At 60.1% G+C, this 26,587-nt stretch carries 31 protein-coding genes; 20 read left to right on the top strand and 11 right to left on the bottom strand.

Annotation, left to right across the window (positions count from 1 at the left end):
• The first annotated feature begins 39 nt into the window (after positions 1-39).
• The 13 genes from ACLH0H_RS03190 to recX all read left to right on the top strand — a co-directional run bounded on the left by ACLH0H_RS03190 (position 40) and on the right by recX (position 9,738).
• Positions 40-213, top strand: coding sequence for a hypothetical protein (locus ACLH0H_RS03190; protein ID WP_164484513.1), 174 nt, complete (start codon positions 40-42; stop codon positions 211-213).
• A 2-nt stretch (positions 214-215) separates the two neighbouring features.
• Positions 216-1,382, top strand: coding sequence for a phage tail protein (locus ACLH0H_RS03185; RefSeq protein WP_411380943.1), 1,167 nt, complete (start codon positions 216-218; stop codon positions 1,380-1,382).
• Positions 1,382-1,888, top strand: coding sequence for a phage major tail tube protein (locus ACLH0H_RS03180; RefSeq protein WP_411380942.1), 507 nt, complete (start codon positions 1,382-1,384; stop codon positions 1,886-1,888). Before ACLH0H_RS03185 ends, ACLH0H_RS03180 begins: the two co-directional genes overlap by 1 nt.
• Before the next feature lie 51 nt (positions 1,889-1,939).
• On the top strand, positions 1,940-2,521 hold the full coding sequence (locus tag ACLH0H_RS03175; protein ID WP_411380941.1) for a phage tail assembly protein: 582 nt from the start codon (positions 1,940-1,942) through the stop codon (positions 2,519-2,521).
• A gap of 128 nt (positions 2,522-2,649) precedes the next feature.
• Positions 2,650-4,872 carry a phage tail tape measure protein gene (locus ACLH0H_RS03170; protein ID WP_411380940.1) on the top strand — a complete coding sequence of 741 codons (2,223 nt, stop codon included), beginning with the start codon at positions 2,650-2,652 and terminating at the stop codon, positions 4,870-4,872.
• On the top strand, positions 4,872-5,255 hold the full coding sequence (locus ACLH0H_RS03165; protein ID WP_411380939.1) for a phage tail protein: 384 nt from the start codon (positions 4,872-4,874) through the stop codon (positions 5,253-5,255). Before ACLH0H_RS03170 ends, ACLH0H_RS03165 begins: the two co-directional genes overlap by 1 nt.
• Complete coding sequence (locus ACLH0H_RS03160) at positions 5,248-5,460, top strand: tail protein X (RefSeq protein WP_411380938.1); 213 nt, start codon at positions 5,248-5,250, stop codon at positions 5,458-5,460. The genes ACLH0H_RS03165 and ACLH0H_RS03160 overlap by 8 nt, the downstream gene beginning before the upstream one ends.
• A gap of 9 nt (positions 5,461-5,469) precedes the next feature.
• A complete protein-coding gene (locus ACLH0H_RS03155) occupies positions 5,470-6,471 on the top strand; it encodes a phage late control D family protein (protein ID WP_411380937.1) in 1,002 nt (333 codons plus the stop codon).
• A 22-nt stretch (positions 6,472-6,493) separates the two neighbouring features.
• The gene (locus tag ACLH0H_RS03150) at positions 6,494-7,051 is read left to right on the top strand and encodes a glycoside hydrolase family 19 protein (protein WP_411380936.1); all 558 of its coding nucleotides are present in this window, start codon (positions 6,494-6,496) and stop codon (positions 7,049-7,051) included.
• Complete coding sequence (locus tag ACLH0H_RS03145; RefSeq protein WP_411380935.1) at positions 7,039-7,536, top strand: lysis system i-spanin subunit Rz; 498 nt, start codon at positions 7,039-7,041, stop codon at positions 7,534-7,536. Before ACLH0H_RS03150 ends, ACLH0H_RS03145 begins: the two co-directional genes overlap by 13 nt.
• Before the next feature lie 81 nt (positions 7,537-7,617).
• Positions 7,618-8,118: a CinA family protein gene (locus ACLH0H_RS03140; RefSeq protein ID WP_169376684.1), complete on the top strand. Its 501-nt coding sequence runs from the start codon at positions 7,618-7,620 to the stop codon at positions 8,116-8,118.
• Between the two features lie 85 nt (positions 8,119-8,203).
• The gene (recA, locus tag ACLH0H_RS03135; protein ID WP_048720087.1) at positions 8,204-9,262 is read left to right on the top strand and encodes a recombinase RecA; all 1,059 of its coding nucleotides are present in this window, start codon (positions 8,204-8,206) and stop codon (positions 9,260-9,262) included.
• Between the two features lie 8 nt (positions 9,263-9,270).
• Positions 9,271-9,738, top strand: coding sequence for a recombination regulator RecX (gene recX, locus ACLH0H_RS03130; protein WP_411380934.1), 468 nt, complete (start codon positions 9,271-9,273; stop codon positions 9,736-9,738).
• A 142-nt stretch (positions 9,739-9,880) separates the two neighbouring features.
• Here the strand turns inward: recX and ACLH0H_RS03125 are convergent, their stop codons facing one another.
• On the bottom strand, positions 9,881-10,993 hold the full coding sequence (locus tag ACLH0H_RS03125) for a TIGR00730 family Rossman fold protein (protein ID WP_411380933.1): 1,113 nt from the start codon (positions 10,991-10,993) through the stop codon (positions 9,881-9,883).
• Between the two features lie 288 nt (positions 10,994-11,281).
• Positions 11,282-11,716 carry a PA3611 family quorum-sensing-regulated virulence factor gene (locus ACLH0H_RS03120; RefSeq protein ID WP_169376687.1) on the bottom strand — a complete coding sequence of 145 codons (435 nt, stop codon included), beginning with the start codon at positions 11,714-11,716 and terminating at the stop codon, positions 11,282-11,284.
• A gap of 179 nt (positions 11,717-11,895) precedes the next feature.
• On the opposite strand from ACLH0H_RS03120, the gene ACLH0H_RS03115 reads away from it, so the two are divergent.
• From ACLH0H_RS03115 to ACLH0H_RS03105, 3 genes are all read left to right on the top strand, one after another.
• Positions 11,896-12,633: a tRNA-uridine aminocarboxypropyltransferase gene (locus tag ACLH0H_RS03115; protein WP_411380932.1), complete on the top strand. Its 738-nt coding sequence runs from the start codon at positions 11,896-11,898 to the stop codon at positions 12,631-12,633.
• 119 nt (positions 12,634-12,752) lie between these two features.
• Positions 12,753-13,403, top strand: a complete 651-nt coding sequence (gene erdR / locus ACLH0H_RS03110; RefSeq protein WP_010212680.1) for a response regulator transcription factor ErdR — start codon at positions 12,753-12,755, stop codon at positions 13,401-13,403.
• A gap of 75 nt (positions 13,404-13,478) precedes the next feature.
• Positions 13,479-13,841 (top strand): diacylglycerol kinase, encoded by a 363-nt coding sequence (locus ACLH0H_RS03105; protein ID WP_076951429.1) that lies wholly within the window; start codon positions 13,479-13,481, stop codon positions 13,839-13,841.
• 3 nt (positions 13,842-13,844) lie between these two features.
• On the opposite strand, the gene ACLH0H_RS03100 is transcribed toward ACLH0H_RS03105, so the two are convergent.
• Positions 13,845-14,771: a LysR family transcriptional regulator gene (locus tag ACLH0H_RS03100; protein WP_411380931.1), complete on the bottom strand. Its 927-nt coding sequence runs from the start codon at positions 14,769-14,771 to the stop codon at positions 13,845-13,847.
• 123 nt (positions 14,772-14,894) lie between these two features.
• On the opposite strand from ACLH0H_RS03100, the gene fpr reads away from it, so the two are divergent.
• Positions 14,895-15,674 carry a ferredoxin-NADP reductase gene (gene fpr, locus ACLH0H_RS03095; RefSeq protein ID WP_003172178.1) on the top strand — a complete coding sequence of 260 codons (780 nt, stop codon included), beginning with the start codon at positions 14,895-14,897 and terminating at the stop codon, positions 15,672-15,674.
• Positions 15,675-15,856: 182 nt separating this feature from the next.
• Here the strand turns inward: fpr and tsaA are convergent, their stop codons facing one another.
• The 7 genes from tsaA to ACLH0H_RS03060 form a co-directional block, all read right to left on the bottom strand.
• On the bottom strand, positions 15,857-16,552 hold the full coding sequence (tsaA, locus tag ACLH0H_RS03090; protein WP_411380930.1) for a tRNA (N6-threonylcarbamoyladenosine(37)-N6)-methyltransferase TrmO: 696 nt from the start codon (positions 16,550-16,552) through the stop codon (positions 15,857-15,859).
• Positions 16,553-16,555: 3 nt separating this feature from the next.
• Positions 16,556-17,017 carry a DUF1456 family protein gene (locus ACLH0H_RS03085; protein WP_017529765.1) on the bottom strand — a complete coding sequence of 154 codons (462 nt, stop codon included), beginning with the start codon at positions 17,015-17,017 and terminating at the stop codon, positions 16,556-16,558.
• A 68-nt stretch (positions 17,018-17,085) separates the two neighbouring features.
• Entirely contained in the window at positions 17,086-17,796 is a 711-nt protein-coding gene (locus tag ACLH0H_RS03080; RefSeq protein ID WP_307386684.1) for an rRNA pseudouridine synthase, read from the bottom strand.
• A 186-nt stretch (positions 17,797-17,982) separates the two neighbouring features.
• The gene (locus ACLH0H_RS03075) at positions 17,983-18,450 is read right to left on the bottom strand and encodes a GNAT family N-acetyltransferase (RefSeq protein ID WP_411380929.1); all 468 of its coding nucleotides are present in this window, start codon (positions 18,448-18,450) and stop codon (positions 17,983-17,985) included.
• A 97-nt stretch (positions 18,451-18,547) separates the two neighbouring features.
• Positions 18,548-19,888: a 30S ribosomal protein S12 methylthiotransferase RimO gene (gene rimO / locus ACLH0H_RS03070; protein ID WP_411380928.1), complete on the bottom strand. Its 1,341-nt coding sequence runs from the start codon at positions 19,886-19,888 to the stop codon at positions 18,548-18,550.
• A 180-nt stretch (positions 19,889-20,068) separates the two neighbouring features.
• Positions 20,069-20,404 (bottom strand): addiction module antidote protein, encoded by a 336-nt coding sequence (locus tag ACLH0H_RS03065; RefSeq protein WP_411380927.1) that lies wholly within the window; start codon positions 20,402-20,404, stop codon positions 20,069-20,071.
• A complete protein-coding gene (locus ACLH0H_RS03060; protein WP_411380926.1) occupies positions 20,401-20,688 on the bottom strand; it encodes a type II toxin-antitoxin system RelE/ParE family toxin in 288 nt (95 codons plus the stop codon). The genes ACLH0H_RS03065 and ACLH0H_RS03060 overlap by 4 nt, the downstream gene beginning before the upstream one ends.
• Positions 20,689-21,088: 400 nt before the next feature.
• Here ACLH0H_RS03060 and ACLH0H_RS03055 point away from each other — a divergent pair, with 400 nt between their 5' ends.
• The 3 genes from ACLH0H_RS03055 to ACLH0H_RS03045 all read left to right on the top strand — a co-directional run bounded on the left by ACLH0H_RS03055 (position 21,089) and on the right by ACLH0H_RS03045 (position 24,770).
• Positions 21,089-22,990: a potassium transporter Kup gene (locus ACLH0H_RS03055; protein ID WP_411380925.1), complete on the top strand. Its 1,902-nt coding sequence runs from the start codon at positions 21,089-21,091 to the stop codon at positions 22,988-22,990.
• Positions 22,991-23,203: 213 nt separating this feature from the next.
• Positions 23,204-24,310 (top strand): NADH:flavin oxidoreductase/NADH oxidase, encoded by a 1,107-nt coding sequence (locus tag ACLH0H_RS03050; protein ID WP_411380924.1) that lies wholly within the window; start codon positions 23,204-23,206, stop codon positions 24,308-24,310.
• 274 nt (positions 24,311-24,584) lie between these two features.
• The gene (locus tag ACLH0H_RS03045; RefSeq protein ID WP_411380923.1) at positions 24,585-24,770 is read left to right on the top strand and encodes a hypothetical protein; all 186 of its coding nucleotides are present in this window, start codon (positions 24,585-24,587) and stop codon (positions 24,768-24,770) included.
• 61 nt (positions 24,771-24,831) lie between these two features.
• Here the strand turns inward: ACLH0H_RS03045 and ACLH0H_RS03040 are convergent, their stop codons facing one another.
• Positions 24,832-26,457 carry a glucan biosynthesis protein D gene (locus ACLH0H_RS03040; protein WP_411380922.1) on the bottom strand — a complete coding sequence of 542 codons (1,626 nt, stop codon included), beginning with the start codon at positions 26,455-26,457 and terminating at the stop codon, positions 24,832-24,834.
• Positions 26,458-26,587: the final 130 nt, after the last annotated feature.

The raw sequence follows: 26,587 nt of genomic DNA, 5'->3' as shown, positions 1-26,587 counted from the left end.
GCAGGGGCTTTGGCGTTTCTCACTCGGAGAATCCTACCCATGCCCACCCGCCAAACCTACACCGTCCTCATCCCTTTCCCCATCGGTAACGGCCACTGGTCTACTGCCGGCGAGGAGCTGGAACTGCTGGACGTCGAAGCATCCGCCCTGCGCACCGCCGGCCGCCTGGAACTGACCAGCGTCCTCAACTCCACCCCCAAGAAGGCTGATTAATCATGGCTGAGGTTTTGAACTTCGAGCACAACGGCATCACCGTCAATGCCACCGAATCGCCCGAGGCCATGGGTGGCCTGGGTGATAACGTCATCGGCCTGGTGGGCACTGCCCCCAACGCCCATGCGTCGATCCCGAAAAACGCGCCGTTCCGCATCAACAGCTTCACCACCCAGGCGCTGCTCGACCCTACCGGTACCGAGTCGGGCACCTTGTTCCAGGCGGTGTACCAGATCCTCAAAGTGGTCAAGGTGCCGGTCTATGTGGTCATTGTCGAAGAAGGCGCCACCCCGGCCGATACGCTCAACAATGTGATCGGCGGCAACGACCCCGTCACCGGGCGCAAACTCGGCCTGGCTGCCCTGGGCAGCGTGCCTGAAGACCTGACCATCATCGGTGCTCCAGGCTTCACCGGCACCAAGGCCGTGGCCGGTGAGTTCGCCTCCTTCGGCAAGCGCATCAAGGCCCGCGTAGTGCTGGATGGCAAGGACGCTTCGGTCGCCGGCCAAGTGACTTACAGTGGCGAGCTGGGCGGTGCCGACCTCGGTTTCGACCGTTGCCTGTTGGTGCACAACATGCCGTCGGTGTATTCCAAGGCTGCCAAGAAGAATGTGTTCCTGTCGCCATCCTCGTTGGCCATCGCTGCACTGGCCAAGGTCAAGCAATGGGAAAGCCCAGGTAATCAGGTGACCTTCGCCGAAGACGTTTCCCGGGTCGTCGAGTACAACATCCTCGACACCTCCACCGAAGGCGATCTGCTCAACCGCTACGGTGTGAGCTATTACGCCCGCACCATCCTCGGCGGATTCTCGCTGCTGGGTAACCGTTCCATCACCGGCAAGTTCATCAGCTATGTCGGCCTGGAAGACGCCATCAGCCGCAAGCTGGTCAAGGCCGGCCAGAAAGCCATGGCCAAAAACCTCACCAAGTCCTTCATGGACCAGGAGGTCAAGCGCATCAACGACTGGCTGCAAACCCTGGTCGCCGACGAAACCATCCCCGGCGGCAGCGTCTACCTGCACCCAGAGTTGAACAGCGTCGAGAAGTACAAGAACGGCACCTGGTTCATCGTCATCGACTACGGCCGCTACGCGCCGAACGAACACATGGTTTATCAACTCAACGCCCGCGATGAAATCATCGAGCAGTTCCTGGAGGACGTTCTTTAATGTTTACCAACCGAGTCAGACAGGCCATTGCGGCCACCCTTCAAGGCCTGCCGTTGTCGGCGACGGTCGATTCTTTTACGCCGCCGAAGATTGAGTTCGAAATGGACGCGATGACCGGCGGGCGCTTCATCGCCGAAGAGGTCGCCAAAAGCGCCAAGGCGCTGGGCGCAACCCTGGTACTGCAAGGGGCTGGCGCAGAAATCCTGCTGGCGCTGGGCGTTACCCAGGGGGATGACATCCTGTTGAACGTGCGCGAAGCCGGTCAGGATCAGGATGGCAAGACCTACTTCACCTACCACACCGTGGGCGGCAAGTTGAAGGCGCTGACCGAAACCGCGCTGACGATGAATGCCAAGCCCGTCACTACCTTGGAACTGTCCTGCCGCACTTACAACCGTCTGGAAAACGGTATTCCGGTGATCGATATCGACGTGCGCACCCAGAAGTTCGTGCTCAACGGTGTCGACATTCTCGGCGACGCCCGCCGCGCCGTGCTGATGCCGTAACCCCTCGGGGGCGAGTCAGCTCGCCCCCATACCTTATCAAGGAATCACTCCATGGCCTGGATGCCTGCGCTACACATCCTGCTCTCCCCGATCACCGCCGACACCGGCGTTGTAATCGAGCAGATTCAACTGAAACCTTTGTTCTATGCGCCACAGAAAGAAGCCCTGGCGCGCGCCGGTGACGACGAGGATGACCAGTTCTTCGAACTGGCCAAGCTTGCCACTGGCCTGTCGGAAAAAGAACTCGACCAACTCAAGCGCCCGGACTACGTCAGCATCGCGCAGTACGTACATGAGGTATCGACCCAGCCTGCATCGTTCTTTCTCGATCAAGCCGATGTGCCACGCGAATCGTTGACCTGCGAGCAGGTCGCGCTGCTGCTTCCGCTTCAAGCGAGCGGCCGTACGCTCACCCACGTCACCCTGGAAATGCCCGCCTTGCGTGCCACCAAAGTGATGAAAAAACTGCCCACCAATAAAGAACGTGCCGAGTTCATCACCGCTCATTGCGCCGGCCTGATGATTCCCGACCTTGCCGGCCTGACCGTGCCCGACTGGACGGAACTGCAGGGGCGCATCGACGATTTTTTAAACAAACCGGCGGTCTTCTTTCGGAACGCGACATCGAAGTGATCCTCGATGTGGTACCGCTGGTTTATTCAGTAAGCGAAGCGGAAATCCTCGACTGGGACGCCGGGAAGGCATTGCGCCGCTACGACATTGCGATCAGTCGCCTTGGCGTTAAACAGGAGTAGAACGGGATGGCAGACAGTAATAGAGCAGGTGAGTCAGCCATTGCCAAGGACGGCGTGATGATTCAGCGCTCACCCGAAATGGCCGGGGCGCAGGCCGGCCTCAATCCTATTGCGCAGACACTGGCGAGTCCGGTTGAGGCTGTGCCGGGGAGTGCTGCGAACCTGGCGTTGGCATTGGCCGACGCCAGCCTGCAGATCAACCATCTGGCCGAAGGCCAGACGCGGCTTGTGGATACGCTGGAGCTGTTCAACGCCTCGTTGCTCAAGGTGATCGAAGCCCGGCAAGCCGACGCCATCGAGGCGGCGGGGACGAGCGACACGAGTACCCGCACGAAGTCCAATACCGATACACCGTCGCAGGCACTGGATGCCGCGATGACCGACCTGGACCAACTGCTGCGATTTGTAGGCCGCGAGCGTAAGTCGATGCGCGAAGCCAACCTCGCCATGGCGTCCGAGCCAATGGTGGCGGCCAGTGGCGCGAGCGCGGTTGATCTGGCGAAGGTCGAGTACGTTGCGGCCAAGTCGGGTATCGGCAGCGAGCGAGTTGACGCTTCAGGCGATATCGATCAGGCCGGACGCCAGGCAGACCTGCAGCAGTTCGCCCACGACGCCGCGATCATGGCGACGGCATTCAAAATCGAAGTCAAGCATGCCGGCGAACTCCTGGGCGGCTGGCGTGAGTCAATGCACCTCGACCGCGCCCAAGCCCTGGATCTGGCCGACGCGACAAACGTGCTGGGCAACAATGTCTCGCTCAAGGCGGAGTCGGCGGATATTGCCGCGATCGTGCAACGCCAAGGCGCTGCCGCAACGGCTGCGGGCATGAGCCCCGCGCAGGCCGCGGCACTTTCGGCGGCGTTGCTCAGTGCAGGTAACAGCAAGGGTGCTGCAGGCCTTGGGCTGGAAAAAATCAGTGCCGCCCTGGCTAAAGGCGACAGCGCTTCCCCCGCGCAGCGCAGTGCCTGGGCAGCGCTGAAGCTTGATCCCAAAGAGCTGGCCGGTGGGATGAAACAGGATGCTGCGCAGACCCTGGTTACCGTGCTGGAGGCACTCAAGTCGCAACCGGCTGAAAGGCAGGCGGCGCTGGCGACGCAACTGTTCGACAGTAACCAAGCGATTTTGAGCCTGGTGCCGGTCATCGACAGCGTAAAGCTGGCCTTTTCGCAGGTGTCCGAAACGTCCAACTACGCGACCTCCGCGCTAGGCGATCAAGGCTCCGTTCAACGCCTGGCCGCGGTTCGCGCCGACTCCACGCAGGCACGTCGGCAGGCTTACGAGGCGAGTACCACACGCTTGGAAAACGCTTCGGATACCGCCTTGGCGCCAATCGTGGATACCTCGCTGACTGGGATGACCGGTTTGGTCAATGGCGTGGGCTGGTTGGCTGAGGCTCTGCCCCAGGCCACCGCCGCCGTCACGTTGGCGGGGGCTGCGCTGGGTACAGTGATTTCCGGTGTTTTCGATGCCGTGAAGGACAAGGTATTTGAAAAAGTTGCGGGGAAAATTCTGCGCGAAGGACCTGCCGCTGATCCTTCCGCCCGCCCGCAACAACCTCAGGATAACGACGCACACACAGGCAAACGTACGCCGGGTCCGGCGTCTGGCCCGGGCCACCCGAGCAAAACGGCGAAGACCGGCAAAGTCGCCAAAGGGGCTTCGTTGGGCTTGGTGCTGGCACAAGCCGGAGTTGATGTCACACAGGGCGCGCTGACGGGGAATCCGGGTGAAGCGCTGGGCTCCAGCGTGGGCTCGGTAGGCGGCGCAGTCGCCGGTGGCGTTGCCGGGGAGTTTGCCGGCATGGCGATTGGCCGAGCTGTCGGGACGCTTGCCGGAGCGGTGATCGGTTCGGTGGTGCCGGGCGCCGGTACGGTGCTGGGTGGCGTCATGGGCGGCGTTGCCGGGGGCGCTATCGGTAACGTGGTGGGCGGCGCCGTCGGTACGTTTGTCGGCAGTGATGTGGGGGCCTGGCTCGCCGAAAAGGTGATGGGTTCCGGTGATCGCTTGCCGTCTCCCACGGATGTCAGCAACAACCTCAACCACCCTCAAGCCGATAACCGTCAAATCAACTTTGCCCCGCAAATCACTATCAACGCACCGGAACAAGCCAGCTATCAGCAGTTGGCGACGCTGGTGGTGCAACAGATCGAAGCGCAATTTACGCCGCTGTCGATGGACAACCTGCTGGCGACGCGACGTGGCGCAGCACTCACCGATGGAGCTGTGTGATGCGACAACAGATGGTGTTGGGCACGTTTATTTTCGGGCTGTCCCGTGGGTTCGCCTACGACAGCCTTGATCGTGGCAGCAGCGGGGGATGGGTCAGCCTGGACATCGTTGCCGGCAAACCCAAATCCAGCCAGGTGGGTCAGGATCTTGAAACACTGGCATTGGGCGGCAAGGCCGTGCGGGCCAATGGCATGCAACGCCTGGATGAGCTGCGGGCCCTGCAAGCCCTGCGAGTGCCGTTGCCTCTGGTGGATGGTCTGGGACGTAACTGGGGGTTGTGGACGATCAAGTCGATCACCGAAAAACAAACCAGCGTCATCGACGACGGTACCGCGATGGCGATCAGTTGGTCGTTGATATTGGAGGAGTTCGTCAATGCGTAGAGTGCGAAGTATTGCGGGCGACTCGGTGAACCTGTTGCTCTACCGAGAACTGGGGCGCTGTGATGATGCCGCGGAGGAAGCACTGTGGCGCTTGAATCCGGAGCTGGCGGAGAAGGGCGCGATATTACCTGCTGGCGTCAGTGTGCTGGTGCCCGAATTGGATGCAAAGCCTGCAGCGAGCCGGCCGGTTTCAGCCTGGGATTAAGGAGCGATCATGGCACTTGGATTCACACCTGTGGTTGAGCTTTACGGCGCCAATGCCGCGTTGTTCAACGAGCGGCTGTTGGAGTGGGAACATATTGACGCAGCGGGATTTGTGTCCGACCAACTCAAGTTGACCCTCGATATCGAGGGCCTTGAAGGCCTGCCCGATCTGGGTGGGAAAATCGGCTTGCGCGTGGGTTATCTGGAGTCCGGTCTGGTGGATAAGGGCGTGTTCAAGATCACTCAGCGTAAGCCGTCGCTGTTCCCGATGCGCCTGGTGCTGGTGGCTACGGCGGCGCCGTTCGATGAGCATGAGTTCAAGCAGCGACGCACCGCCAGCCATGGGCCGACAACCTTGGGCGCACTGTTTCGCCAATTGACCAGCCGTTACGGGTTTTCCCCGCGTGTGGCGCCTGAACTCGATGGCGAGCAGATCGCGCATATCGATCAGACCAATGAAAGCGACATGGCATTTCTAACCAGGCTGGCCAAACGCTTCGATGCGGTGGCCAAGCCCGTGGACGACCTCTATGTGCTGGGGCGCAAAGGTCAGGTCAAGTCGTTGTCGGGCAAGGCACTGCCGGATGTGCGGTTGTCCGTCACCCGTGACAATCACCCGGGTGACCACGCTTTCATCAGCGCCAGCTTTACCGAAACCAGCCGTGCCAAATACAACGGCGCGCAAACGTCCTGGTGGGATGCGGCGGCGGGTAAGAAGCATGTGGTAGAGGTGGGTATCCAACCGTTCAAGGTGCTGACGCAGCGCTATCCAAGCGAGGACGAAGCTCGCTCAGCGGCCCAGGGCGAAATGCGGCGTGTGGGGCGAGAAGGGTTGCAGATCGATGTGGTGTGTCCCGGTAATCCGTCGCTGGCCGCCGAAGGGCTGTTGCTGCTGGACGAGTCGTGGCCGGGTTTCATGCAGGGCCGCTGGTCGATCAAGACGGTGACCGCCAGTGGTAAACGGACCGGCGGCTACCGGTGCACGATCCAGGCCAGTGGCTTGTCGGTGTAGATACCTTTCCAGAGTGACCCCCATGCAGATAACCCTTAACCAGCTTCTTAATGTGATGCCTGGGGCCCGCCGTCGCGCGGGCATTTTTTTGTCCCCGTTAAATGCAGCCTTTGTTCGGTACGAGGTCAACAGTGCCAGGCGCGTTGCCGCTTTTCTCGCCCAAATCGGCCACGAATCCGCCGAACTGCGCTACGTCCGCGAACTGGGCAGCGATCAATACCTCAGCAAATACGACACCGGCACTCTGGCCGCCCGCTTGGGCAATACCCCCGAAGCGGATGGCGACGGGCAGAAATACCGGGGCAGGGGGCTTATCCAAGTCACGGGGCGGCGCAACTACCTGGCGTGCAGCCAAGCGTTGTTTGGCGATGAGCGCCTGTTGCAACAACCGCAATTGCTGGAACAACCGCAGTGGGCGTGTGAGTCCGCCGCCTGGTTCTGGCAAAGCAACAGCCTCAACGAGCTGGCGGATAAAGACCAATTCACCGCGATTACCCGACGTATCAACGGCGGCCTGAACGGCCTGCAGGATCGTGTGCAATTGTGGGAACGGGCGAAGGCGGTGCTATGCGTTTGCTAGGTACCTTGCGCTGGGTCGGCGTTTGCCTGCTGCTTGCGCTGGTGTGGCAAATGCAGGCCTGGCGCTATGGTGCGCAGCTTGAGCGTCAGGCAGCGGGTCACGCGTTGGCGCTCAGTCAGCAAAATCAGGCCGCGTACGCACAGCAACAGGCAGGACAGCAAAAACGCCTGGTTCTGGAGCAGCAGCTCAATACCCTCGACCAACAACACACTCAGGAGTTGAGCGATGCCCAACGTTATCAAGCTGCTCTGCGCGATCGCCTGGCTACTGCTGATGTGCGGTTGTCAGTCCTTCTCGATGCCACCGATACCGCCAGCTGTGCCCCAGTGCCCACCACCACCTCCGGCGGCGTGGTTCATGCAGCCGCGCGAGCCCGACTTGACCCGGCGCATGCTCAGCGAATTATCCGCATCACCGACGACGGTGATAACGCCTTGATCGCGTTGCGGGCCTGCCAGGCCTATGTGCACGCCGTCGCCCGCTAGCTTCTTGAGACACTCCGTCACTTGCACGTGTGATTGGCTCCTGTAGGGTAGGCAAAACCCGCCCCCTCTCTGGAGATGACCGTGAAGGAAATCACTCAACTGGCCGCTGATCTGGGCCGCCGTCTACAGGTGCTCAACGCCCATGTCACCACTGCCGAGTCCTGCACCGGCGGCGGTATCGCAGAAGCCATCACACAGATTCCAGGGAGTTCGGCGTGGTTCGAAGCGGGCTATGTCACCTATTCCAACCGCCAGAAGACCCGCCAGTTGAACGTGCCGGAAACATTGTTTTCAAAAGTGGGAGCCGTGAGCCAGGAGGTGGTGGAAGCGATGGTCCGTGGCGCGCAGGAAAAAAGCCTGGCGCGGTTTGCCGTGGCCGTCAGCGGTATCGCCGGGCCGGACGGCGGTTCGCCCGACAAGCCGGTGGGCACCGTATGGCTGGCTTTTGGCGTAGGCGATGAGGTCACTGCCGAGCTTGCGCACTTTCCCGGCAACCGCGACGAGGTCCGCCGACAAACGGTAAAGGCCGCGCTGGAGGGCTTGTTGCGACGAGCTGCAGCAGAAATAGACAATCAGGGGTAGGCGATCTGCGTTCTTTGTGGAACAATACTGTCTACTTATACAGGTGTTGGCCGCCCCCGGCCTTATTGATTACGTGAGGACTTTAATGGACGACAACAAGAAGAAAGCCTTGGCTGCGGCCCTGGGTCAGATCGAACGTCAATTCGGCAAGGGTGCCGTAATGCGTATGGGCGATCATGACCGTCAGGCGATCCCGGCTATTTCCACTGGCTCTCTGGGGCTGGACATCGCGCTCGGCATTGGCGGCCTGCCAAAAGGCCGTATCGTTGAAATCTACGGTCCTGAATCTTCTGGTAAAACCACCCTGACCCTATCGGTGATCGCCCAGGCGCAAAAAATGGGCGCCACCTGCGCGTTCGTCGACGCCGAGCACGCCCTGGACCCTGAGTACGCCGGCAAACTGGGCGTCAACGTTGATGACCTGCTGGTTTCCCAGCCGGACACCGGCGAGCAAGCCCTGGAAATCACCGACATGCTGGTGCGCTCCAACGCCATCGACGTGATCGTAGTCGACTCCGTGGCTGCCCTGGTACCCAAGGCTGAAATCGAAGGCGAAATGGGCGACATGCACGTGGGCCTGCAAGCCCGTCTGATGTCCCAGGCGCTGCGTAAAATCACCGGTAACATCAAGAACGCCAACTGCCTGGTGATCTTCATCAACCAGATCCGTATGAAGATCGGTGTGATGTTCGGCAGCCCGGAAACCACCACCGGTGGTAACGCGTTAAAGTTCTACGCTTCGGTCCGTCTGGATATCCGCCGTACCGGCGCGGTGAAGGAGGGTGACGAGGTTGTAGGTAGCGAAACCCGCGTCAAAGTCGTGAAGAACAAAGTGGCCCCGCCTTTCCGTCAGGCCGAGTTCCAGATTCTCTACGGCAAGGGTATCTACCTGAACGGCGAGATGATCGACCTGGGTGTTTTGCACGGTTTCGTCGAGAAATCCGGTGCATGGTATGCCTATAACGGCAGCAAGATCGGTCAAGGCAAGGCCAACTCTGCCAAGTTCCTGGCGGACAACCCGGACATCGCTGCCACGCTTGAAAAGCAGATTCGCGACAAGCTGCTGACCCCGGCGCCAGACGTGAAAGCTGCCGCCAACCGCGAGCCTGTTGAAGAAGTGGAAGAAGCTGACACCGACATCTGAAGCAAACGATGACAGTTGTACTCGATACACTCGTCGCCGTTCGGCGCACCGCAATGGACCTGCTCGCCCGCCGCGAGCATGGTCGAGTCGAGCTGACGCGTAAATTGCGTCAGCGCGGCGCGGAGCCCGAGATGATTGAAGCCGCCCTCGACCGTTTGACGGAAGAGGGGCTGCTCTCCGAATCCCGCTACCTTGAAAGTTTTGTCTCCTACCGAGCACGTTCCGGCTACGGTCCGGCGCGTATTCGTGAAGAACTGAGCCAGCGCGGCCTGCAGCGTGCTGACATCGACCTAGCCTTGCGCGAGTGCGGTATCAGCTGGCAGACGCAGTTGGAAGACACCTGGCGGCGCAAGTTTTCCGGCCATCTTCCGATTGATGCCAGGGAGCGTGCGAAGCAGGGGCGATTCCTGAGCTATCGCGGGTTTTCGATGGAGATGATCAGCCGCTTGTTGAGCGGTCGAGAGATGGACGACTGAACGCAGTTGCCGGTTGTAGTGAGCGGGCTTGCCCCGCGCTGGGCTGCGCAGCAGCCCCAATTGAATCCCCATACCTCACCTGGCACACCACCAAAAAAGGGCCCGCTATGAAAATAGCGGGCCCTTTTTGCGTTTTATGGTTTCACGCCGGCTCCTGCGCCACCCGCTGCTGCGCCTTCCCCTGAGCCTGTGCCCAGTTCTCCGGCAAGTTGATGTAGTCCACCAACTCCCGCAGACGGCCCTGATCGCGTCCATTGAAATTGAACACAAGCCGCGTCAAATGGCTGAACCTCGGCTCGTCATGTTCTTCACCCGTATACGCAAGCTGTTGGAACTCCCCACTCAAGCGCAGGCTGGCAAACTCATCCTGTAGATGGGCCAGCGCTCGATCACTGAGCGGATGATTCATGCGCACCACAAACTCACGCTTCAACCAGCGGGTTGAGTGGAAATTGGCATAAAACTGATTGATCTCCTCCACCGCTTCTTCGGCGCTATAGACCAGGCGTACCAGCTTGATATCGGTGGGCAAGATATAGCGGTTGGCTTCCAACTGGCTGCGGATAAAGTCCAGGGCGCCTTGCCAGAACCCGCCGCCGGGTGCGTCCAGCAGCACCACCGGTACCAGCGGGCTCTTGCCGGTCTGGATCAGGGTCAGCACTTCCAGTGCTTCATCCAGGGTGCCGAAACCGCCTGGGCACAGCACCAGCGCGTCGGCTTCCTTGACGAAGAACAGCTTGCGGGTAAAGAAGAAATGGAAGGACAGCAGGTTGTCGGTGCCATCGATGGTCGGGTTGGCGTGCTGTTCAAATGGCAGGGTGATGTTGAACCCCAGGCTGTGTTCCAGGCCGGCGCCTTCGTGGGCCGCGGCCATGATGCCGCCACCGCCGCCGGTAATCACCATCAGGTCCGAGCGTGCCAGCGCCGCGCCGACTTCACGGGCCAGTGAGTACAGTGGGCTTTCCACCGGGGTGCGTGCCGAGCCGAACACGGTCACTTTGCGACGGCCCTTGAATTGTTCGAGTACGCGGAAGGCGTGGTCCAGTTCGCGGATGGCTTGCAGGGTGATCTTGGCGTTCCAGCGGTTGCGGTCGTCCTGCGCCATGCGCAACACGGTGAGGATCATGTCGCGATACAGGGGGGTGTTCGGGCTGTTGGGCGCGATCAGTTGGAGCTGCGCTTCGACCTGCTGGGTGAGGTCGGCTCCGTTTTCTTCAAAATGTCGAAGCAGGCGGTCATTCGGTTCGTAAGGCATTCAACTTCTCCTTCTTGCAGGGCCCGGGTGGCCGGCCAGAGGTTCGCCGGAGGCTACGACACTCATGTGTCGCTGCTTGCCGCAGGGGGCAACCTTCTTTTGCCCTGGAAATGTTACAGAACAGCGTGAAAAGCGCTGGGGATGAAGGGTTGGGATAGCTGGATGATGGGCTGAAAAACCCTTGGCTGGCAACCGCTTATTGGTCGTTTATCAAGGAGCTTAGCTGCGGCTGGACGTTGAAGCGGGGGAGTGCGCGCCACCGGACAGTAGCGCGTGAAGGTCAAACCATTACTTTTTCTTTTTCACCGGAGCTGGGCAATCCGCTTCCACGAACTTCACCGAGGCCACGGGGCGGTTGGTCTTGTTCTCGGTGATTTCGTAACGCATGACGGCGCCCTTGGCCATCAGCTCGCGATAGCCCGGGTTGGTGCATACGCTGCGGCCCAGCTGGAAGTAGACAGCCTTCGGATTGGCGCGCATTTGTTCGGCGCGGTCGGGCAGCACGCTCAGGTGATCGATCAGTTGCATGCCCTCGACGGTGTAGGCCACTTCCAGGGTCTTTTCATCGATTTCCCGGGGCAGGTCCTTGTTGCTCTCCGCCGCGACGCTTTGCAACTTCCTGTTCATTTGGGCCTCCAGCAGCGAGGCCGCCTGGGCGCACACGGGCAATACCAGCGCGAGGGCGACGGATGGGGCGACAAGACGCAGCATGGAACGCAGCATGAAACTCTCCTGATTCGGTTACTGGTGCATAGACCAGCCACTGCGCTGTGCGTTCAGTGGCGCGCAATTATAGGTGAGCCCTGGCCACTACAGCCAGGCGTATCGCTGGTAAACTGCAGCCACTTCAGCCTTCCACGAGTTTTCACCGTGTCGATTTACCCGTCCCACCGGCGCATCCGATGAGCCACGCCGTTTCCCGCTTGCGCACCCAGCGTCTGGCCCGCGCCGTGCGGCCGTTCCTCAATCGTGGTTCGCGTGCCGAGCGCTGCCCCGGCTGCCGGGTCATTCCTGAGTACTGCCTGTGTGCCTGGCGGCCCAAGGTCGCCGCAACCTCGGCCATGTGTCTGCTGATGCATGACGTGGAACCGATGAAACCCAGCAACACCGGCTGGCTGATCGCCGATGTGATTGACGACACCATGGCGTTTGCCTGGTCGCGCACCGAGGTTGATCCAGAACTGCTCAACGTGTTGGCCGACCCGCAATGGCAGCCTTATATCGTGTTTCCCGGCGAATTCGTCGCGCCCGAGCGCGTTGTCAGCGACGTGAAGGTGCAAGAGGGCAAGCGCCCGTTGTTCATCCTGCTGGATGGCACCTGGAGTGAAGCGCGCAAGATGTTTCGCAAAAGCCCCTATCTGGAGCATTTGCCGGTACTTAGTCTGGCGCCGGAACAGCTGTCGCGTTACAAACTGCGCCGATCCAAGCGTGATGATCACTTTTGCACGGCCGAAGTCGCGGCGCTGTGTCTGGAATTGGCCGATGACTTGGCTGCCAGCGAAGTGCTTGATGCCTACCTTGATGTATTCAGCACCCACTACCTGGCCGCCAAATTCCAGATGCCGCTGGACCTGGCGGACCCTGTTCATACGCGTCTTGTGCCTTACATCCGGGGATCTGGCCAGCCGACGTCTGCATGATGGCACCATGAACCCGTAACCCGCTAAAATGCCCACGGGCGTAGCGCTTGACCCTCCAGGCTACGCTGGGCATGCTGGGCGCCGCTCAGGGCCCCCTGAAAAACAGGATCATTTAATCAATGGCCACATACGAAATCCTGATAGCCGATGACCATCCGCTGTTTCGCAGTGCGTTGCACCAGGCCGTGACCCTGGGCCTCGGCTCGGACGTGCGCCTCGTTGAAGTGGCCAGCATTGCCGAGCTGGAAGCCCGCCTCACCGAAAAATCCGACTGGGACCTGGTGCTGCTCGACCTGAACATGCCCGGTGCCTACGGTTTTTCCGGGCTGGTGCTGTTGCGCGGGCAATACCCGCAGATTCCGGTGGTGATGGTCTCGGCCCAGGAAGAAGCCGATGTGGTGGTGCGTTCCAAGGAGTTTGGCGCCAGCGGTTTCATTCCCAAGTCCAGTGCCATGGAAGACATCCAGAAAGCCGTGCGCACTGTGCTGGACGGCGATGTGTCCTGGCCACCGCAGGCCTTTGAAGAAATCAACGTGTCCGACGAAGCCAAGGCCGCCCGTGATGGCCTGGCCAGCCTGACACCGCAGCAGTTCCGGGTGCTGACCATGGTCTGCGAAGGTCTGTTGAACAAGCAGATAGCCTACGAGTTGAGCGTGTCTGAAGCGACGATCAAGGCCCACGTGACCGCGATCTTTCGCAAGCTGGGCGTGCGTACGCGTACCCAGGCGGCACTGCTGTTGCAACAACTTGAGTCAATTTCGCAGCATTAAACCGTCATCGATTCACGCTTTTTTGACTGTGCGTGATCTAGTTTCCCCACTCCTTTGGTTCAGTTGTCTACGTCTATGTCGCCTTTCAAGGGTCAAACCGGTATCAAACGTATCTTCAATGCTGGGGGATATTCCCTGGATGGCCTGCGCGCGGCATTCACCGGCGAGGCGGCTTTTCGCCAACTGGTGTTGCTGAATGTGATTTTGATCCCGCTGAGCTTCTTTCTTAATGTCAGCCGGGTCGAGCGTGCGTTACTGATCGCGGTGTGCCTGCTGGCGCTGATCGTCGAGTTGCTCAACTCGGCGGTAGAGGCGGCGATCGACCGCATTTCCCTGGATCGCCACCCTCTGTCGAAAAACGCCAAAGACATGGGCAGCGCCGCGCAGGCCGTCGCGCTGACCATGATCACCCTGGTGTGGGCCGTGATCCTGATCTAAGGCTCAGGCAATGCTCGGCAGCACGATCTCGTCGCTGCGCTGAACCCCGGCGGTGAAAGCGCGGCACAGCTCGAGGAATTCGCGCATGGCCGAAGTCTGGTACTTCTGTTTGTGCCAGATGAAGTAGAACTGCCGGGCCAGGTCCAGATCCGGTGTTTCCACCGGCACCAGACTGCCGCGGCGGAACGCGTCGCGCAGCGCCAACCGCGAAATGCAACCAATCCCCAGCCCCGATTCCACCGCGCGCTTGATGGCTTCGGTATGTTCCAACTCCAGGCGGATATTCAGCGCGCTACGGTGATGGCGCATGGCTTGGTCGAAGGTCAGGCGCGTGCCCGAACCTTGTTCCCGCAAGATCCACGCCTCATGGGTCAGCTCGTCCATCGTTGCCACGCCGCGCCTGGCCAGGTGATGCTGCGGCGCGCAAAACACCACCAGCTCATCCTCAACCCAGGTTTGAACTTCGATATCCGGGTGGCTGCAGTCTCCTTCGATTAGACCCAGGTCAATTTCATAGTGCGCAACCTGGTGCACGATATGGGCAGTGTTCTGCACATGCAGCTTCACCTGGCTCTCGGGGTGCTGTTGCATGAAGCTGCCGATCAGCAGGGTCGCCAGGTAATTGCCGATGGTCAGGGTGGCGCCCACCGCCAGCGAGCCAAAGCCGGACTTGCCGTTGAGCAGGTCCTCGATTTCCTTGGCCTGGTCCAGCAGCGCCACCGCCTGGGGCAACAGTTGGCGGCCGAGGGCGTTAAGGCTCAGGCGTTTGCCGGCGCGGTCGAATAATTGGCAGCTGGATTGGCGCTCCAGCTCGGTAATTGAGGTGCTGGCGGCGGATTGAGATAAGGCCAGAAGGCCTGCAGCGCGGGAAACGCTTTCCTGCTGGGCGACGGCGACGAATACTTGCAGTTGACGGAGAGTAAATCGCATATCGATATAACCGATAACCCTTATCTTAATAATCCAGTTAACAGATATTGTCGCCGCGATTAGAATGCGGTGCAATTACGCGCCTGAATACAGCGCAGACCTATTTCCAGGAGTTTCCCGTACATGAGCAACATGAACCACGAGCGTGTCCTCAGTGTTCATCACTGGAACGACACTCTGTTCAGCTTCAAGTGCACCCGCGACCCGGGCCTGCGCTTCGAGAACGGTCAGTTCGTGATGATCGGCCTGCAGCAGCCCAACGGCCGCCCGCTCATGCGCGCCTACTCCATCGCCAGCCCGAACTGGGAAGAGCATCTGGAATTCTTCAGCATCAAGGTGCCGGATGGCCCGCTGACTTCCCAGCTGCAGCACTTGAAGGAAGGCGACGAGATCATCATCAGTAAAAAACCGACAGGCACCCTGGTGCTTGACGATTTGAAGCCGGGCAAACACCTGTACCTGCTCAGCACCGGTACGGGCCTTGCGCCGTTCATGAGCGTGATCCAGGACCCGGAAACCTACGAGCGTTTCGAAAAAGTGATCCTGTGCCACGGCGTGCGTTACGTCAACGAAGTCGCTTACCGTGAATTCATCACCGAGCACCTGCCGCAGAACGAATTCTTCGGCGAGGCCCTGCGCGAAAAGCTGATTTACTACCCGACCGTGACCCGCGAGCCGTTCGAAAACGAAGGCCGCCTGACCGACCTGATGCGCAGCGGCAAGCTGTTCAGTGACATCGGCCTGCCACCGATCAACCCCGAGGACGACCGCGCCATGCTGTGCGGCAGCCCCAGCATGTTGGACGAAACCAGCGAAGTGCTGAACAGCTTCGGCCTGAAAGTCTCGCCGCGCATGCGTGAGCCGGGTGATTACTTGATCGAGCGCGCGTTCGTCGAGAAGTGACTTCGGGTCACTTGTAGGAGCGAGCTTGCTCGCGAAGAACGTCAACGATAACGCTGGCATCTTGACTCAACGCGGTGCCTGTTCGTTTTTCGCGAGCAAGCTCGCTCCTACGGTTGAATGTGTTTACAAAGAAAAGCCCGCGTTGCCTGTGAAGGCAGCGCGGGCTTTTTCGTGTGTGCGATTTACTGCGCCGTAAGCACTTCCAGCACACAAATTACCCCGGCCTCAGGATAGTGCCAACGCACATCCACATCCCAAAACTGTGCGCCGTATTCACGTTCGGACGTAGGCACTTGGTACGCCGGTCGTGGGTCTTGCGCCAGGCACTGCTCAATCAATGCAACCAAAGGCTCCCCCAAACGCTGGGCATGGCGCTGTGCCTGATGCAGGGCCGTCTTCAGCCACTGCACCGGTATCAACTGCGGCGCGCCGCTGGCCATTTCATTGGTGGCCGCATGGACAATATCGGCATAGGGCACATACGGTTTGATATCCAGCACCGGCGTGCCATCCAGCAGATCAATCCCGGAAATCCACAAACGGCCCGGCTCGACCTTATCCAACTTCACCACCGACTGGCCAATGCCATTGGGCCGATGAGTCGCACGGGTGGCAAACACACCCATGGACGTATTGCCGCCCAGACGCGGTGGGCGCACTTTCAGGCGCGGTTTGTCTTCCAGCGCCTGGTGGAACAGGAACAGCAGCCACACATGGCTCACCTGTTCCAGGCCCTGCACCGCTTCACCGCCGTCGAACGGCGCCACCAGCTCCAGCACGCCGCGGGCGGCCGGCGCCAGCTGGGGTTGGCGTGGGATGGCGAACTTCTCCTTGAAGCAGGAGCGCACGAAGCCGACGGGCGAGACGCTGTAGCTCATGGCTCAGGCACGGACCCGCAGTGTCAGGCCTTTGAGGAAATTACGCAGCAGCTGGTCGCCGCACGTGCGGTAGTTGGTATGACCGAATTTGCGGAACAACGCGCTCAGCTCAGGCTTGGACACCGGGAACTCGGCCGCCTTGAGAATGGCATGCATGTCATCTTCCTTCAGCTCGAAGGCCACGCGCAGTTTCTTGAGGATGATGTTGTTGGTCACCGGGGTCTCGATCGGCTGCGGTGGGCGGCTCTCGTCCTTGCCACGCTTGAAGATCACCAAGCCATCGAGGAAGTGCGCCATGACGTCATCCGGGCAGAATACGAAGCCTTCTTCCTCATCCTTCTTGAGGTAGGTGAGCAGGTCGTCCTTGGTCACGTCCATGCCGCCGAGCTTGATGATCTCGACCATCTTGTTGTCGCTGATGTCGAGCATGTAGCGCACGCTGCGTAGTACGTCGTTATGAATCATGGTGGGCAATCCTGATATTCAACTGAGGACACCGCCGCAATGGGCGGTATCGAGAAAAGGGGAGCGGCTTAGAACTTCTCTTTGCCGGACAGGTAACGCCATTGGCCAACGGGCACTTTGCCGATGGACACGCCGCCGATGCGGATACGGCGGATGGCGATGACTTTGAGGCCGACCGCTTCGCAGAACAGCGCGATCACGCCTGGTTGCGGGTTCTTCAGCGCAAAACGCAGGCGGTTTTCGTTTTGCCAGCTGGCCTTGACGGCCGGGAGCTCTTTGCCTTTGTAGGTCAGGCCGTGGTTGAGACGGTTGAGGCCGTGGGCAACCATGTCGCCTTCGACTTCAACCACGTATTCCTGCTCGATCTTGGCGGCATCGGCAGTCAACTTGCGCAGGATCTTCCAATCCTGGGTAAACACCAACAGGCCACTGGCCTTGGCTTGCAGGTCGGCACTGGCGGTCAGGCGCAGGAAATGGCCCTTGAGAGGGCGCTTGCCGAAGCGGTGCTCCGGCGAGAGTGTTTCGGCGCTGATCGACGCCATGGCCGTTTCGGCATCCACGCCGGCAGGGGCGTGCATCAGGATGGTCACCGGCTCCGGCGCGGTGGCCTTGGCCTCTGGGTCGAGTTCGACCTTTTGGGTGGTGACCTTGAACTGCGGCTCGTCGATCACTTCACCGTCCACCGAGACCCAGCCGCCTTCAATGAACAGCTCAGCCTCCCGACGGGAGCAACCGACCAGTTCGATAAGGCGTTTGGAGAGGCGTATGGGGTCAGTCATGACAAGGGCCGTAACAAAAAGGGGGCGGCTATTGTACCTGCCTGGAGCCGGTTAATCCCGGCCCGATTTCAGCTCGGTGTTTTTTGTGGGAGCTGGTTTGCCTGCGATGCAGACACTGCGGTCTATCTGGAAGGCCACAGTGATGCCATCGCAGGCAAGCCAGCTCCCACCTTGTTCTGCGTTTCGTCAGCCACTGCATGATTGTTGCTGGCTCAATCGCATGCGCAACAACGGATACGGCTGGCCCAGGCCATCGTGCTCGGTGCGTCCGATCACCTCGAACCCCTGTTTGAGGTAAAAGCCCAGCGCCTGGGGATTCTGCTCGTTCACTTCCAGCTCATCGGCATTCATGTGCTCGATCGCATAGCGCAGCAATTGGCTGCCCAGGCCCTGGCCATGGTGCTTGGGGTCGATAAACAGCATTTCGATCTTGCCTGCGGCCACACCGGCAAATCCGGTAATCTGCTGGTGCGCGTCCTTGGTGCAGATGAGCATTACCGTGTCCAGATAATGCGTCAGCACCAGACCCCTGAGCCGTTCGATGTAGCTGTCCGGCAAAAAATCATGGGTGGCCCGCACTGAATCCTCCCAGATGTCTGTCAGTGTTTGATAGTCGCTGGTTTTGGGTGTGTGGATGACTGAATGCCGACGCATGTTCTCTGCCCCTGCCGAGAATGGGTAATGGGCAAACGATAGACCTAAAAAAGCCCTGCATCTTGATCAGATGCAGGGCTTTTTATACTGATGGTGATCAGTCGCGCTTTTCAGCCCAGAGGTCGTATTCGTCGGCATCGGTCACGGTGCACCAGACCTTGTCGCCCGGCTTCAAACCGCTGGCATCATCGATAAACACGTTACCGTCGATTTCCGGCGCATCGAAGAAGCAGCGACCGACCGCACCTTGCTCGTCGACTTCGTCGATCAGCACTTCGATTTCCTTACCGATGCGCAGTTGCAGGCGCGCCGAACTGATGGCCTGCTGGTGCGCCATGAAGCGCTCCCAACGGTCCTGCTTGACCTCGTCCGGCACCACGGCCAGGTCCAGCAGGTTGGCCGGTGCGCCTTCCACCGGCGAGTACTGGAAGCAGCCGACGCGGTCCAGCTGGGCTTCGGTCAGCCAGTCCAGCAGGTACTGGAAGTCTTCTTCGGTTTCGCCGGGGAAGCCGACGATGAAGGTCGAACGGATGATCAGCTCCGGGCAGATCTCGCGCCAATTCTTGATGCGCGCCAGGGTCTTGTCTTCGAAGGCCGGGCGTTTCATTGCCTTGAGCACTTTCGGGCTGGCGTGCTGGAACGGGATATCCAGGTATGGCAGGATCTTGCCGGCGGCCATCAGCGGGATCAGTTCATCCACGTGCGGGTACGGGTAAACGTAGTGCAGGCGCACCCACACACCCAGGCTGCTCAAGGCTTCGCAGAGTTCGGTCATGCGGGTTTTCACCGGCGCGCCGTTCCAGAAACCGGTGCGGTATTTAACGTCGACGCCATAGGCGCTGGTGTCCTGGGAGATCACCAACAGCTCTTTCACGCCGGATTTGACCAGGCGCTGGGCCTCATCGAGGACGTCGCCCACCGGGCGGCTGACCAGCTTGCCGCGCATCGACGGGATGATACAGAAGCTGCAGCTGTGGTTGCAGCCTTCGGAAATCTTCAGGTACGCGTAATGGCGCGGGGTCAGCTTGATGCCTTGCGGCGGCACCAGGTCGATCAGCGGGTTGTGGTCCTGGCGCGGTGGCACCACAGCGTGCACGGCATTGACCACTTGTTCGTACTGCTGCGGCCCGGTCACCGCCAGCACGCTTGGGTGCACATTGCGGATATTGCCTTCTTCCACGCCCATGCAGCCGGTCACGATGACCTTGCCGTTTTCCTTGATGGCTTCGCCAATCACTTCCAGCGACTCAGCCTTGGCCGAGTCGATGAAGCCGCAGGTGTTGACCACCACCACGTCAGCGTCCTGGTAAGTGGACACAACGTCATAGCCTTCCATGCGCAGTTGCGTAAGGATGCGCTCGGAGTCGACCAGAGCCTTCGGGCAACCCAGGGAAACAAAGCCAACCTTGGGGTTGGCTTTTGCGACGGTGGTGGACATGTCTAACCTCGGTATTGAATGACGCGGCCAGTCGGGCACGACAGGGCAGCGGATGGGCACTGGGTGTGCCTCTGATCAAAAAGTGCGCAATTCTAGCGACGGGCAACGCACTTGACCAGCTTTATGCGGGGAAATGCGACGAGTGCTGCGCCGGATAATCTGCAGACCCTTATCACGCTTTTAAGCGCGGAGGTCTTGCTCTGTACGATGTGATACGACTTTCGACATACCCACGCCTAATGCCTGAAGCACTTTGAGGAGGGTGGAGAGCTTCGGGTCGCCGCCGACTGCGATGGATCTGTAGAGGTTAGCCCTATTAAGGCCGGTGTTCTGCGACAAGCTGAGCATGCCGCCACGCGCTTCCGCCACTCGGCGGATCGCAACCAGGAACGCGTCTTCACCACCCGCTTCATCGATTTCCTCAAGCGCGACAGATAGATATTCGAGGGCGAATGCTTCGTCGTTTCGAAGCATTTCAAGAACGCTATCTTCATGGGAGCGAGTACGCACGGTCATTTTTGCTGCACCTTGTAAGATTTCCAGGGAGCCTTGGCCTGATCGATATCGTTCTGCTGCTTGGCCTTTGAGCCAGCGCCCAACAGGAAAATAATATTTCGATCCTGTGTTGCGTAATACACACGAAACCCAGGCCCGAAGTCGAGCTTCATTTCAAAGACTCCATCGCCCACCGGCTCGGTTATTCCAAAATGACCCAGGGATGCCCGGTCGACTCTGGTGGTGATCCTTGCTTTTGAACGATTGTCTTGCACGGTGTCCAGCCAAGCCTGGTAGATATCCACGCCATTGGCGGACAGTACGTGTTTCGCTGTTTACATGAGGAATGTACCTTAAAAGAGACATGTCGACGATTGAGTTTTTATATCGACTGCGAGCGCCGTGCAGGGGCGCGGGTGATTGAACGAACAGACCGCCAAGGATTTCCCGGCTACGTCGTTAAGGTAGTACCACCGATTCGGACCGAAATATAAGGTTGTCAGTCAATGTGATCAATGCAGGCAAAAAGACGCCTGCGTTATGCAAGGAAATGCAAAGCCTGCTGCGCTATGCTTCGCGCCGTTGCGGGCAGGTAAAATCCTGAGGTCAACGAAACGTCTGTTACGAGAAGTAAAACAGCGCATGCTAGGGGTCGCTTAGAAGCGTTGTTAATAAAGACCGCAGGTCAAAGGGCAGGAGTGGTTGATGGGTCACGCGAGTAATCAGGCAGCAGGTGCCGAACAGTCAAACGCCAAGCCGATTGGCATGCTGGTGGCAGCGGTCGGGGTGGTTTATGGCGATATCGGGACCAGCCCGCTCTACACCCTTAAAGAGGTGTTCAACGGCGGTTATGGGGTGCAGGTCAACCATGACGGTGTGCTGGGAATCCTGGCGCTGATCTTCTGGTCGCTGATCTGGGTCGTCTCGATCAAGTACATGCTGTTCGTCCTGCGCGCCGACAACCAGGGCGAGGGCGGCATCATGGCGCTCACGGCACTGGCGCGACGGGCGGCGGGGGAGCGCAGGAAATTGCGCAGTTTCCTGGTGGTCTGCGGTCTGTGCGGCGCTGCGCTGTTCTACGGCGACAGCATGATCACCCCGGCGATCTCCGTGCTATCGGCGGTTGAAGGCCTGGAGCTGGCGTTCGACGGCCTGGAACAATGGGTCGTGCCGATCGCCTTGGTGGTGCTGGTGGCCTTGTTCCTGATCCAAAAGCACGGCACTGACCGCATCGGCAAGCTGTTCGGGCCCGTGATGGTCACCTGGTTCGTGGTGCTCGGCGGGCTGGGCGTATATGGCATCACCCTGCACCCTGAAGTGCTCAGCGCCGTGAATCCGATGTGGGCCGTGCGTTTTTTCGAGGCGCATCCCGGCATTGGCGTGGCAATCCTCGGCGCGGTGGTCCTGGCATTGACCGGTGCCGAAGCGCTGTATGCCGACATGGGCCACTTCGGCCGCAAACCCATCGCCCGCGCCTGGTTCATCCTGGTGCTGCCGGCGCTGGTGCTCAATTACTTCGGCCAGGGCGCCATGCTGCTGGGCGACCCGGAAGCCGCGCGCAACCCGTTCTACCTGTTGGCCCCGAGCTGGGCGCTGATCCCGCTGGTGGTGTTGTCCACCCTGGCCACGGTGATTGCGTCCCAGGCGGTCATCTCCGGTGCGTTCTCCTTGACGCGCCAGGCAATCCAGTTGGGCTACATCCCGCGCATGCATATCCAGCACACCTCCAGTGCCGAGCAGGGCCAGATCTACATCGGCGCGGTGAACTGGTCGCTGATGGTTGGGGTGATCCTGCTGGTGCTGGGCTTCGAATCGTCCAATGCGCTGGCATCGGCCTACGGCGTGGCGGTGACCGGCACCATGCTGATGACCACCATCCTGGTGTCGGCGGTGATGCTGCTGCTGTGGAAATGGCCACCGATACTGGCTGTGCCGGTGCTGGTCTGCTGCCTGTTGGTCGACGGGCTCTACTTTGCCGCCAACGTGCCGAAGATCATCCAGGGCGGCGCCTTCCCGGTATTGGCGGGGATCGTGCTGTTCGTGCTGATGACCACCTGGAAGCGCGGCAAGCAATTGCTGGTGGAGCGCCTCGACGAAGGCGGGCTGCCGCTGCCGATCTTTATCAGCAGTATCCGCGTGCAGCCGCCCCATCGGGTACAGGGCACCGCCGTGTTCCTCACGGCGCGCCCGGACGCCGTGCCTCATGCGCTGTTGCACAACCTGCTGCATAACCAGGTGCTGCATGAGCAAGTGGTGTTGCTGACGGTGGTCTACGAAGACATTCCTCGGGTGCCGGCTGCGCGGCGCTTCGAGGTGGACGCCTACGGTGAAGGCTTCTTCCGCGTGATCCTGCACTTTGGCTTTACCGATGAGCCGGATGTGCCCGAAGCACTGAAGCTGTGCCACCTGGAAGATCTGGATTTCAGCCCGATGCGCACCACCTACTTCCTCAGTCGCGAAACGGTGATTGCCTCGAAACTCGAAGGCATGGCGCGCTGGCGTGAAGGGTTGTTCGCGTTCATGTTGAAAAACGCCAACGGCAACCTGCGCTTCTTCAAACTCCCGGTCAACCGCGTGATCGAGCTGGGCACCCAGGTCGAAATGTAAGCGTTTGCAGCGCGGGAGCCGGCAATCGGCTCCCGCGCTCCTTTCTGAACCCTGTGCAATCCACCGTTGTCGACTAGGCTCTGTAGGAGCGAGCTTGCTCGCGAAGATCGTTAACGATCACGCGGGAAGTCTGACTCAGCGCGGCGCTCTCGGGTTCTTCGCGAGCAAGCTCGCTCCTACAGGAGTGCCCATAGAACTCAAAAGAGGTGCGCCATGAGTCAGCTGCTCGAACCCTACACCCTGCGCCAATTGACCCTGCTCAACCGTATCGCGGTCTCGCCGATGTGCCAGTACTCCAGTGAGAATGGCCTGGCCAATGACTGGCACCTGGTGCACCTCGGTAGCCGGGCCGTCGGCGGCGCCGGGCTGATTTTCACCGAGGCCACCGCCGTGACCGCGGATGGCCGCATCACCGCCCAGGACCTGGGCTTGTGGAACGACCAACAGATCGAACCGCTGCAACGGATCACGCGTTTTATCGCGGCCCAGGGCGCAGTGGCGGGTATTCAACTGGCACACGCGGGACGCAAGGCCAGCACCCATCGGCCGTGGATCGGCAAGCATGGCAGCGTCAAGCCGGACGAGGGCGGGTGGGTGCCGGTAGGTCCGTCGCCGATTGCCTTCGACCCGCAACATACTCAGCCCAAGCCATTGGATGAAGAGCAGATCCGGCAAGTGACCGCCGACTTTGTCGCCGCCGCCCAGCGCGCCTTGACCGCGGGTTTCGAGGTGGTGGAAATCCACGCCGCCCACGGTTACCTGCTGCACCAGTTCCTCTCGCCCATCAGCAACCAGCGTCAGGACCAATACGGTGGCTCCTTTGAAAACCGTATCCGCCTGGTGCTTGAAGTGACCAGGGCCGTGCGCGAAGTCTGGCCTCAGGAGCTGCCGCTGTTTGTGCGGGTCTCGGCCACCGATTGGGTGGAAGACGGCTGGAACCCGGATGAAACCGTCGAACTGGCACGCCGCCTCAAGGACCTTGGGGTCGACCTGATCGACGTCTCCTCCGGTGGCACCGCCGCGAACGCCGAGATCCCCACCGGCCCCGGCTACCAGACGCGCTTTGCCGAACGCGTGCGCAAGGAGTCGGGCATCGCCACCGGCACCGTCGGTATGATCACCGAGCCGGCCCAGGCCGAGCACATCCTGCGCACTTGCCAGGCCGATATCATTTTTCTGGCCAGGGAACTGCTGCGTGATCCGTACTGGCCGTTGCATGCCGACGACGACCTGGGCGGGCGCAAGGCAACCTGGCCGGCGCAGTATCAGCGCGCCACGCACCGTGACCAGCCGATTCATGAGTCCGATTTACGCGACTGATAAGTCGTTTAGTGTTCAAAGAAACCCACCTTGATCCGGTGGGTTTTTTCTTCCTGTAAGCGTGGGAAAAGTCTGTAGGTATTTGTTACCCAAGCCATTTATTTAAGTGAATACTCTAAAAAAATCCCACACGAGACGAGATTTTTTCTACCCTTAGGATACGCCTGAGGTCTGGCCCAGGAAGTCAGCCGGTGTGTTCACCCAGGCATTGCGCTTCATGCGAGGCGGGTGATGGGCAACAGGAGTATTTGATGGATATCAGGAGAAACAGTCCATGGCCAAGTCCTATGGTGTAGCGGGTGTGATGGTGTCTTTTCTGACGCGCAGGGTGTGTCTGCGCGGACGAAAATTGAACTCGGACGAAGCCGAATTGCTGGCGCATTACCGCGCCTTGACCGAGAGCGATCAGGTGGCGATGCGCTATTTGATGGGGGCGATGAAAAGTGTGTCGCGGTTCTGAGTATTGTATTGAACCCTATGGGAGCCGGCAGGCCGGCTCCCATAGAGGAGGAACATCCTGATCAGGTGTACTTGCGCTGCTCCGGCGCTGGCGGGAAGTACTGATACAACCAGGTTTCGCTCAAGGTGCGGTCCTGGGTACGAATAAACAGGCGCAGTTCCACCGGCTCCACGCTGTCGCTGGTCGGGTACCAGTCGAACAGGATGCGGTAGCCCTTGATGTTGTCCAGCACCAGCACGCTGAAGTCTTTGACTTCGCCATGGGAGCAGGTCACCACCGGCTCGATCCCGGTGCCTGGTGGCAGGCGATCCAGGCCGCCCCCCTTGAAGTCCACCGCAAAGCGGCGTGCCCACACCTCGGGATAATGTTCGCCCGGTGCCCAGCCTTCGGTAAAGCCACCCATGCCTGAGCGAGTCGCGTCGACTTGTGCCAGCGGCGTGCTCACCGGTGGCAGGGCGCTCCAGTACAGCTTGTAGCCGTAGTTCAGCGAGTCGCCGGCCACCACGGGTTTTTTCGGGGTCCAGAAGGCCACGATGTTGTCGAGGGTCTCGCCGGTGGTGGGGATTTCCAGCAGGTCGATGGAGCCTTCGCCCCAGGCGGTGGTAGGTTCGACCCACAGGCTCGGGCGCTTGCTGTACCAGTCCACGGTGTCCTGGTAGCTGGCAAACTCATGGTCGGTCTGTACCAGGCCGAAGCCTTTCGGGTCTTTGTCGGCAAACGCGTTGAACTGCAGCTTGGCCGGGTTGTTCAGCGGCCGGCAGATCCACTCGCCGTTGCCACGCCACATGGCCAGGCGGTCTGAATCGTGGATTTGCGGATGGATGGTGTCGCACATCCGGCGCTCATGGGTGCCGCAACTGAACATGCTGGTCATCGGGGCGATGCCCAACTGCTCAATGGTGGTACGCGCATTGATGTGCGCGTCGATGGCCATCACCACCTGATTGGCCTGGCAGTCGATATCGAAGCGGTAGGCGCCGGTGGCGCTCGGCGAATCAAGCAGGGCGTAGACCACGAAGCGGGTGGCGTTCTTGTCCGGGGTTTCAAACCAGAACTGTGTGAAGTCAGGGAATTCTTCGCGTTTTTTCGCGTAGGTGTCGATGGCCAGGCCACGGGCAGAGAGGCCGTACTGGCCGGTGGAGTCCACCGCGCGGAAGTAGCTGGCACCGAGAAACGACAGCACGTCATGACGGTCCAGTTCCGGCGCCTTGAACAGCTTGAAGCCGGAAAAACCCAAATCCCCGGTCAATTGTTTGGTGTCAACCGTGGTTTTTTCATAATTGAACAGCGAAGGGCGGAAATGCACCTCGCGCGCTTCGCGGGTCTTGGGGTCGACGCTGTGCATGCGCACCGGCGTCTTGAAGCCCATGCCGACGTGGAAGAACTGCACGTCCAGTTGGCCGTTCAATTCCTTCCACAGCGAATGCTTGCCGTCGTAACCGATGGCGTTGAAATTCTGCGGTGTCATGGTCGCCAACGTAGGCGGCAGCACCTGTTTGGTGTCTTTGTAAGCGGTCCCGGCCAGCTGTTTGGCCTGGGCCTTGAGCGCTTCGAAATCGAACGCCACGGCCTTGCCGTCGGCGGCACGGTTCCCGGCCCAGGCCTGGGCGGCAAGCAGGCCGCTGGCCGACAAACCGGTGTAGGCCGCAATGGCCATGGACGCTTTGAGCAAATTCCTGCGGTGCATAGAGACAACCTGTCGTGAGCAAATCCCGCGCCGTTCCTGGCACGTAGCGGATCAGAAATTACGGTTCGGACATGCCTTCGGCCAAACACAACGGACATTAAACAGACGCCGGATAGCTTAAGCGGTTCGA

Origin of the sequence: Pseudomonas sp. MPB26 (genome assembly GCF_046605355.1) — a bacterium.
GTDB lineage: Bacteria > Pseudomonadota > Gammaproteobacteria > Pseudomonadales > Pseudomonadaceae > Aquipseudomonas > Aquipseudomonas cedrina.
Note: the sequence above shows the minus strand (reverse complement) of the source record. Positions and strands in the feature narration are given on the sequence as shown.

Excerpts from the sequence above, each read along its gene's own strand:
- ACLH0H_RS03185 (WP_411380943.1), top strand. The coding sequence starts at position 216 with ATGGCTGAGGTTTTGAACTTCGAGCACAACGGCATCACCGTCAATGCC.
- ACLH0H_RS03080 (WP_307386684.1), bottom strand. The coding sequence starts at position 17,796 with ATGACTGACCCCATACGCCTCTCCAAACGCCTTATCGAACTGGTCGGT.
- ACLH0H_RS03175 (WP_411380941.1), top strand. The coding sequence starts at position 1,940 with ATGGCCTGGATGCCTGCGCTACACATCCTGCTCTCCCCGATCACCGCC.
- ACLH0H_RS03065 (WP_411380927.1), bottom strand. The coding sequence starts at position 20,404 with ATGACCGTGCGTACTCGCTCCCATGAAGATAGCGTTCTTGAAATGCTT.
- ACLH0H_RS03160 (WP_411380938.1), top strand. The coding sequence starts at position 5,248 with ATGCGTAGAGTGCGAAGTATTGCGGGCGACTCGGTGAACCTGTTGCTC.
- ACLH0H_RS03100 (WP_411380931.1), bottom strand. The coding sequence starts at position 14,771 with ATGCGATTTACTCTCCGTCAACTGCAAGTATTCGTCGCCGTCGCCCAG.
- ACLH0H_RS03150 (WP_411380936.1), top strand. The coding sequence starts at position 6,494 with ATGCAGATAACCCTTAACCAGCTTCTTAATGTGATGCCTGGGGCCCGC.
- ACLH0H_RS03040 (WP_411380922.1), bottom strand. The coding sequence starts at position 26,457 with ATGCACCGCAGGAATTTGCTCAAAGCGTCCATGGCCATTGCGGCCTAC.
- ACLH0H_RS03055 (WP_411380925.1), top strand. The coding sequence starts at position 21,089 with ATGGGTCACGCGAGTAATCAGGCAGCAGGTGCCGAACAGTCAAACGCC.
- tsaA (WP_411380930.1), bottom strand. The coding sequence starts at position 16,552 with ATGAGCTACAGCGTCTCGCCCGTCGGCTTCGTGCGCTCCTGCTTCAAG.
- ACLH0H_RS03120 (WP_169376687.1), bottom strand. The coding sequence starts at position 11,716 with ATGCTGCGTTCCATGCTGCGTCTTGTCGCCCCATCCGTCGCCCTCGCG.
- recA (WP_048720087.1), top strand. The coding sequence starts at position 8,204 with ATGGACGACAACAAGAAGAAAGCCTTGGCTGCGGCCCTGGGTCAGATC.
- ACLH0H_RS03180 (WP_411380942.1), top strand. The coding sequence starts at position 1,382 with ATGTTTACCAACCGAGTCAGACAGGCCATTGCGGCCACCCTTCAAGGC.
- ACLH0H_RS03085 (WP_017529765.1), bottom strand. The coding sequence starts at position 17,017 with ATGATTCATAACGACGTACTACGCAGCGTGCGCTACATGCTCGACATC.
- ACLH0H_RS03155 (WP_411380937.1), top strand. The coding sequence starts at position 5,470 with ATGGCACTTGGATTCACACCTGTGGTTGAGCTTTACGGCGCCAATGCC.
- ACLH0H_RS03145 (WP_411380935.1), top strand. The coding sequence starts at position 7,039 with ATGCGTTTGCTAGGTACCTTGCGCTGGGTCGGCGTTTGCCTGCTGCTT.
- ACLH0H_RS03075 (WP_411380929.1), bottom strand. The coding sequence starts at position 18,450 with ATGCGTCGGCATTCAGTCATCCACACACCCAAAACCAGCGACTATCAA.
- ACLH0H_RS03105 (WP_076951429.1), top strand. The coding sequence starts at position 13,479 with ATGTCGCCTTTCAAGGGTCAAACCGGTATCAAACGTATCTTCAATGCT.
- rimO (WP_411380928.1), bottom strand. The coding sequence starts at position 19,888 with ATGTCCACCACCGTCGCAAAAGCCAACCCCAAGGTTGGCTTTGTTTCC.
- fpr (WP_003172178.1), top strand. The coding sequence starts at position 14,895 with ATGAGCAACATGAACCACGAGCGTGTCCTCAGTGTTCATCACTGGAAC.
- ACLH0H_RS03190 (WP_164484513.1), top strand. The coding sequence starts at position 40 with ATGCCCACCCGCCAAACCTACACCGTCCTCATCCCTTTCCCCATCGGT.
- ACLH0H_RS03050 (WP_411380924.1), top strand. The coding sequence starts at position 23,204 with ATGAGTCAGCTGCTCGAACCCTACACCCTGCGCCAATTGACCCTGCTC.
- ACLH0H_RS03165 (WP_411380939.1), top strand. The coding sequence starts at position 4,872 with ATGCGACAACAGATGGTGTTGGGCACGTTTATTTTCGGGCTGTCCCGT.
- recX (WP_411380934.1), top strand. The coding sequence starts at position 9,271 with ATGACAGTTGTACTCGATACACTCGTCGCCGTTCGGCGCACCGCAATG.
- ACLH0H_RS03045 (WP_411380923.1), top strand. The coding sequence starts at position 24,585 with ATGGCCAAGTCCTATGGTGTAGCGGGTGTGATGGTGTCTTTTCTGACG.
- ACLH0H_RS03170 (WP_411380940.1), top strand. The coding sequence starts at position 2,650 with ATGGCAGACAGTAATAGAGCAGGTGAGTCAGCCATTGCCAAGGACGGC.
- ACLH0H_RS03115 (WP_411380932.1), top strand. The coding sequence starts at position 11,896 with ATGAGCCACGCCGTTTCCCGCTTGCGCACCCAGCGTCTGGCCCGCGCC.
- ACLH0H_RS03125 (WP_411380933.1), bottom strand. The coding sequence starts at position 10,993 with ATGCCTTACGAACCGAATGACCGCCTGCTTCGACATTTTGAAGAAAAC.
- erdR (WP_010212680.1), top strand. The coding sequence starts at position 12,753 with ATGGCCACATACGAAATCCTGATAGCCGATGACCATCCGCTGTTTCGC.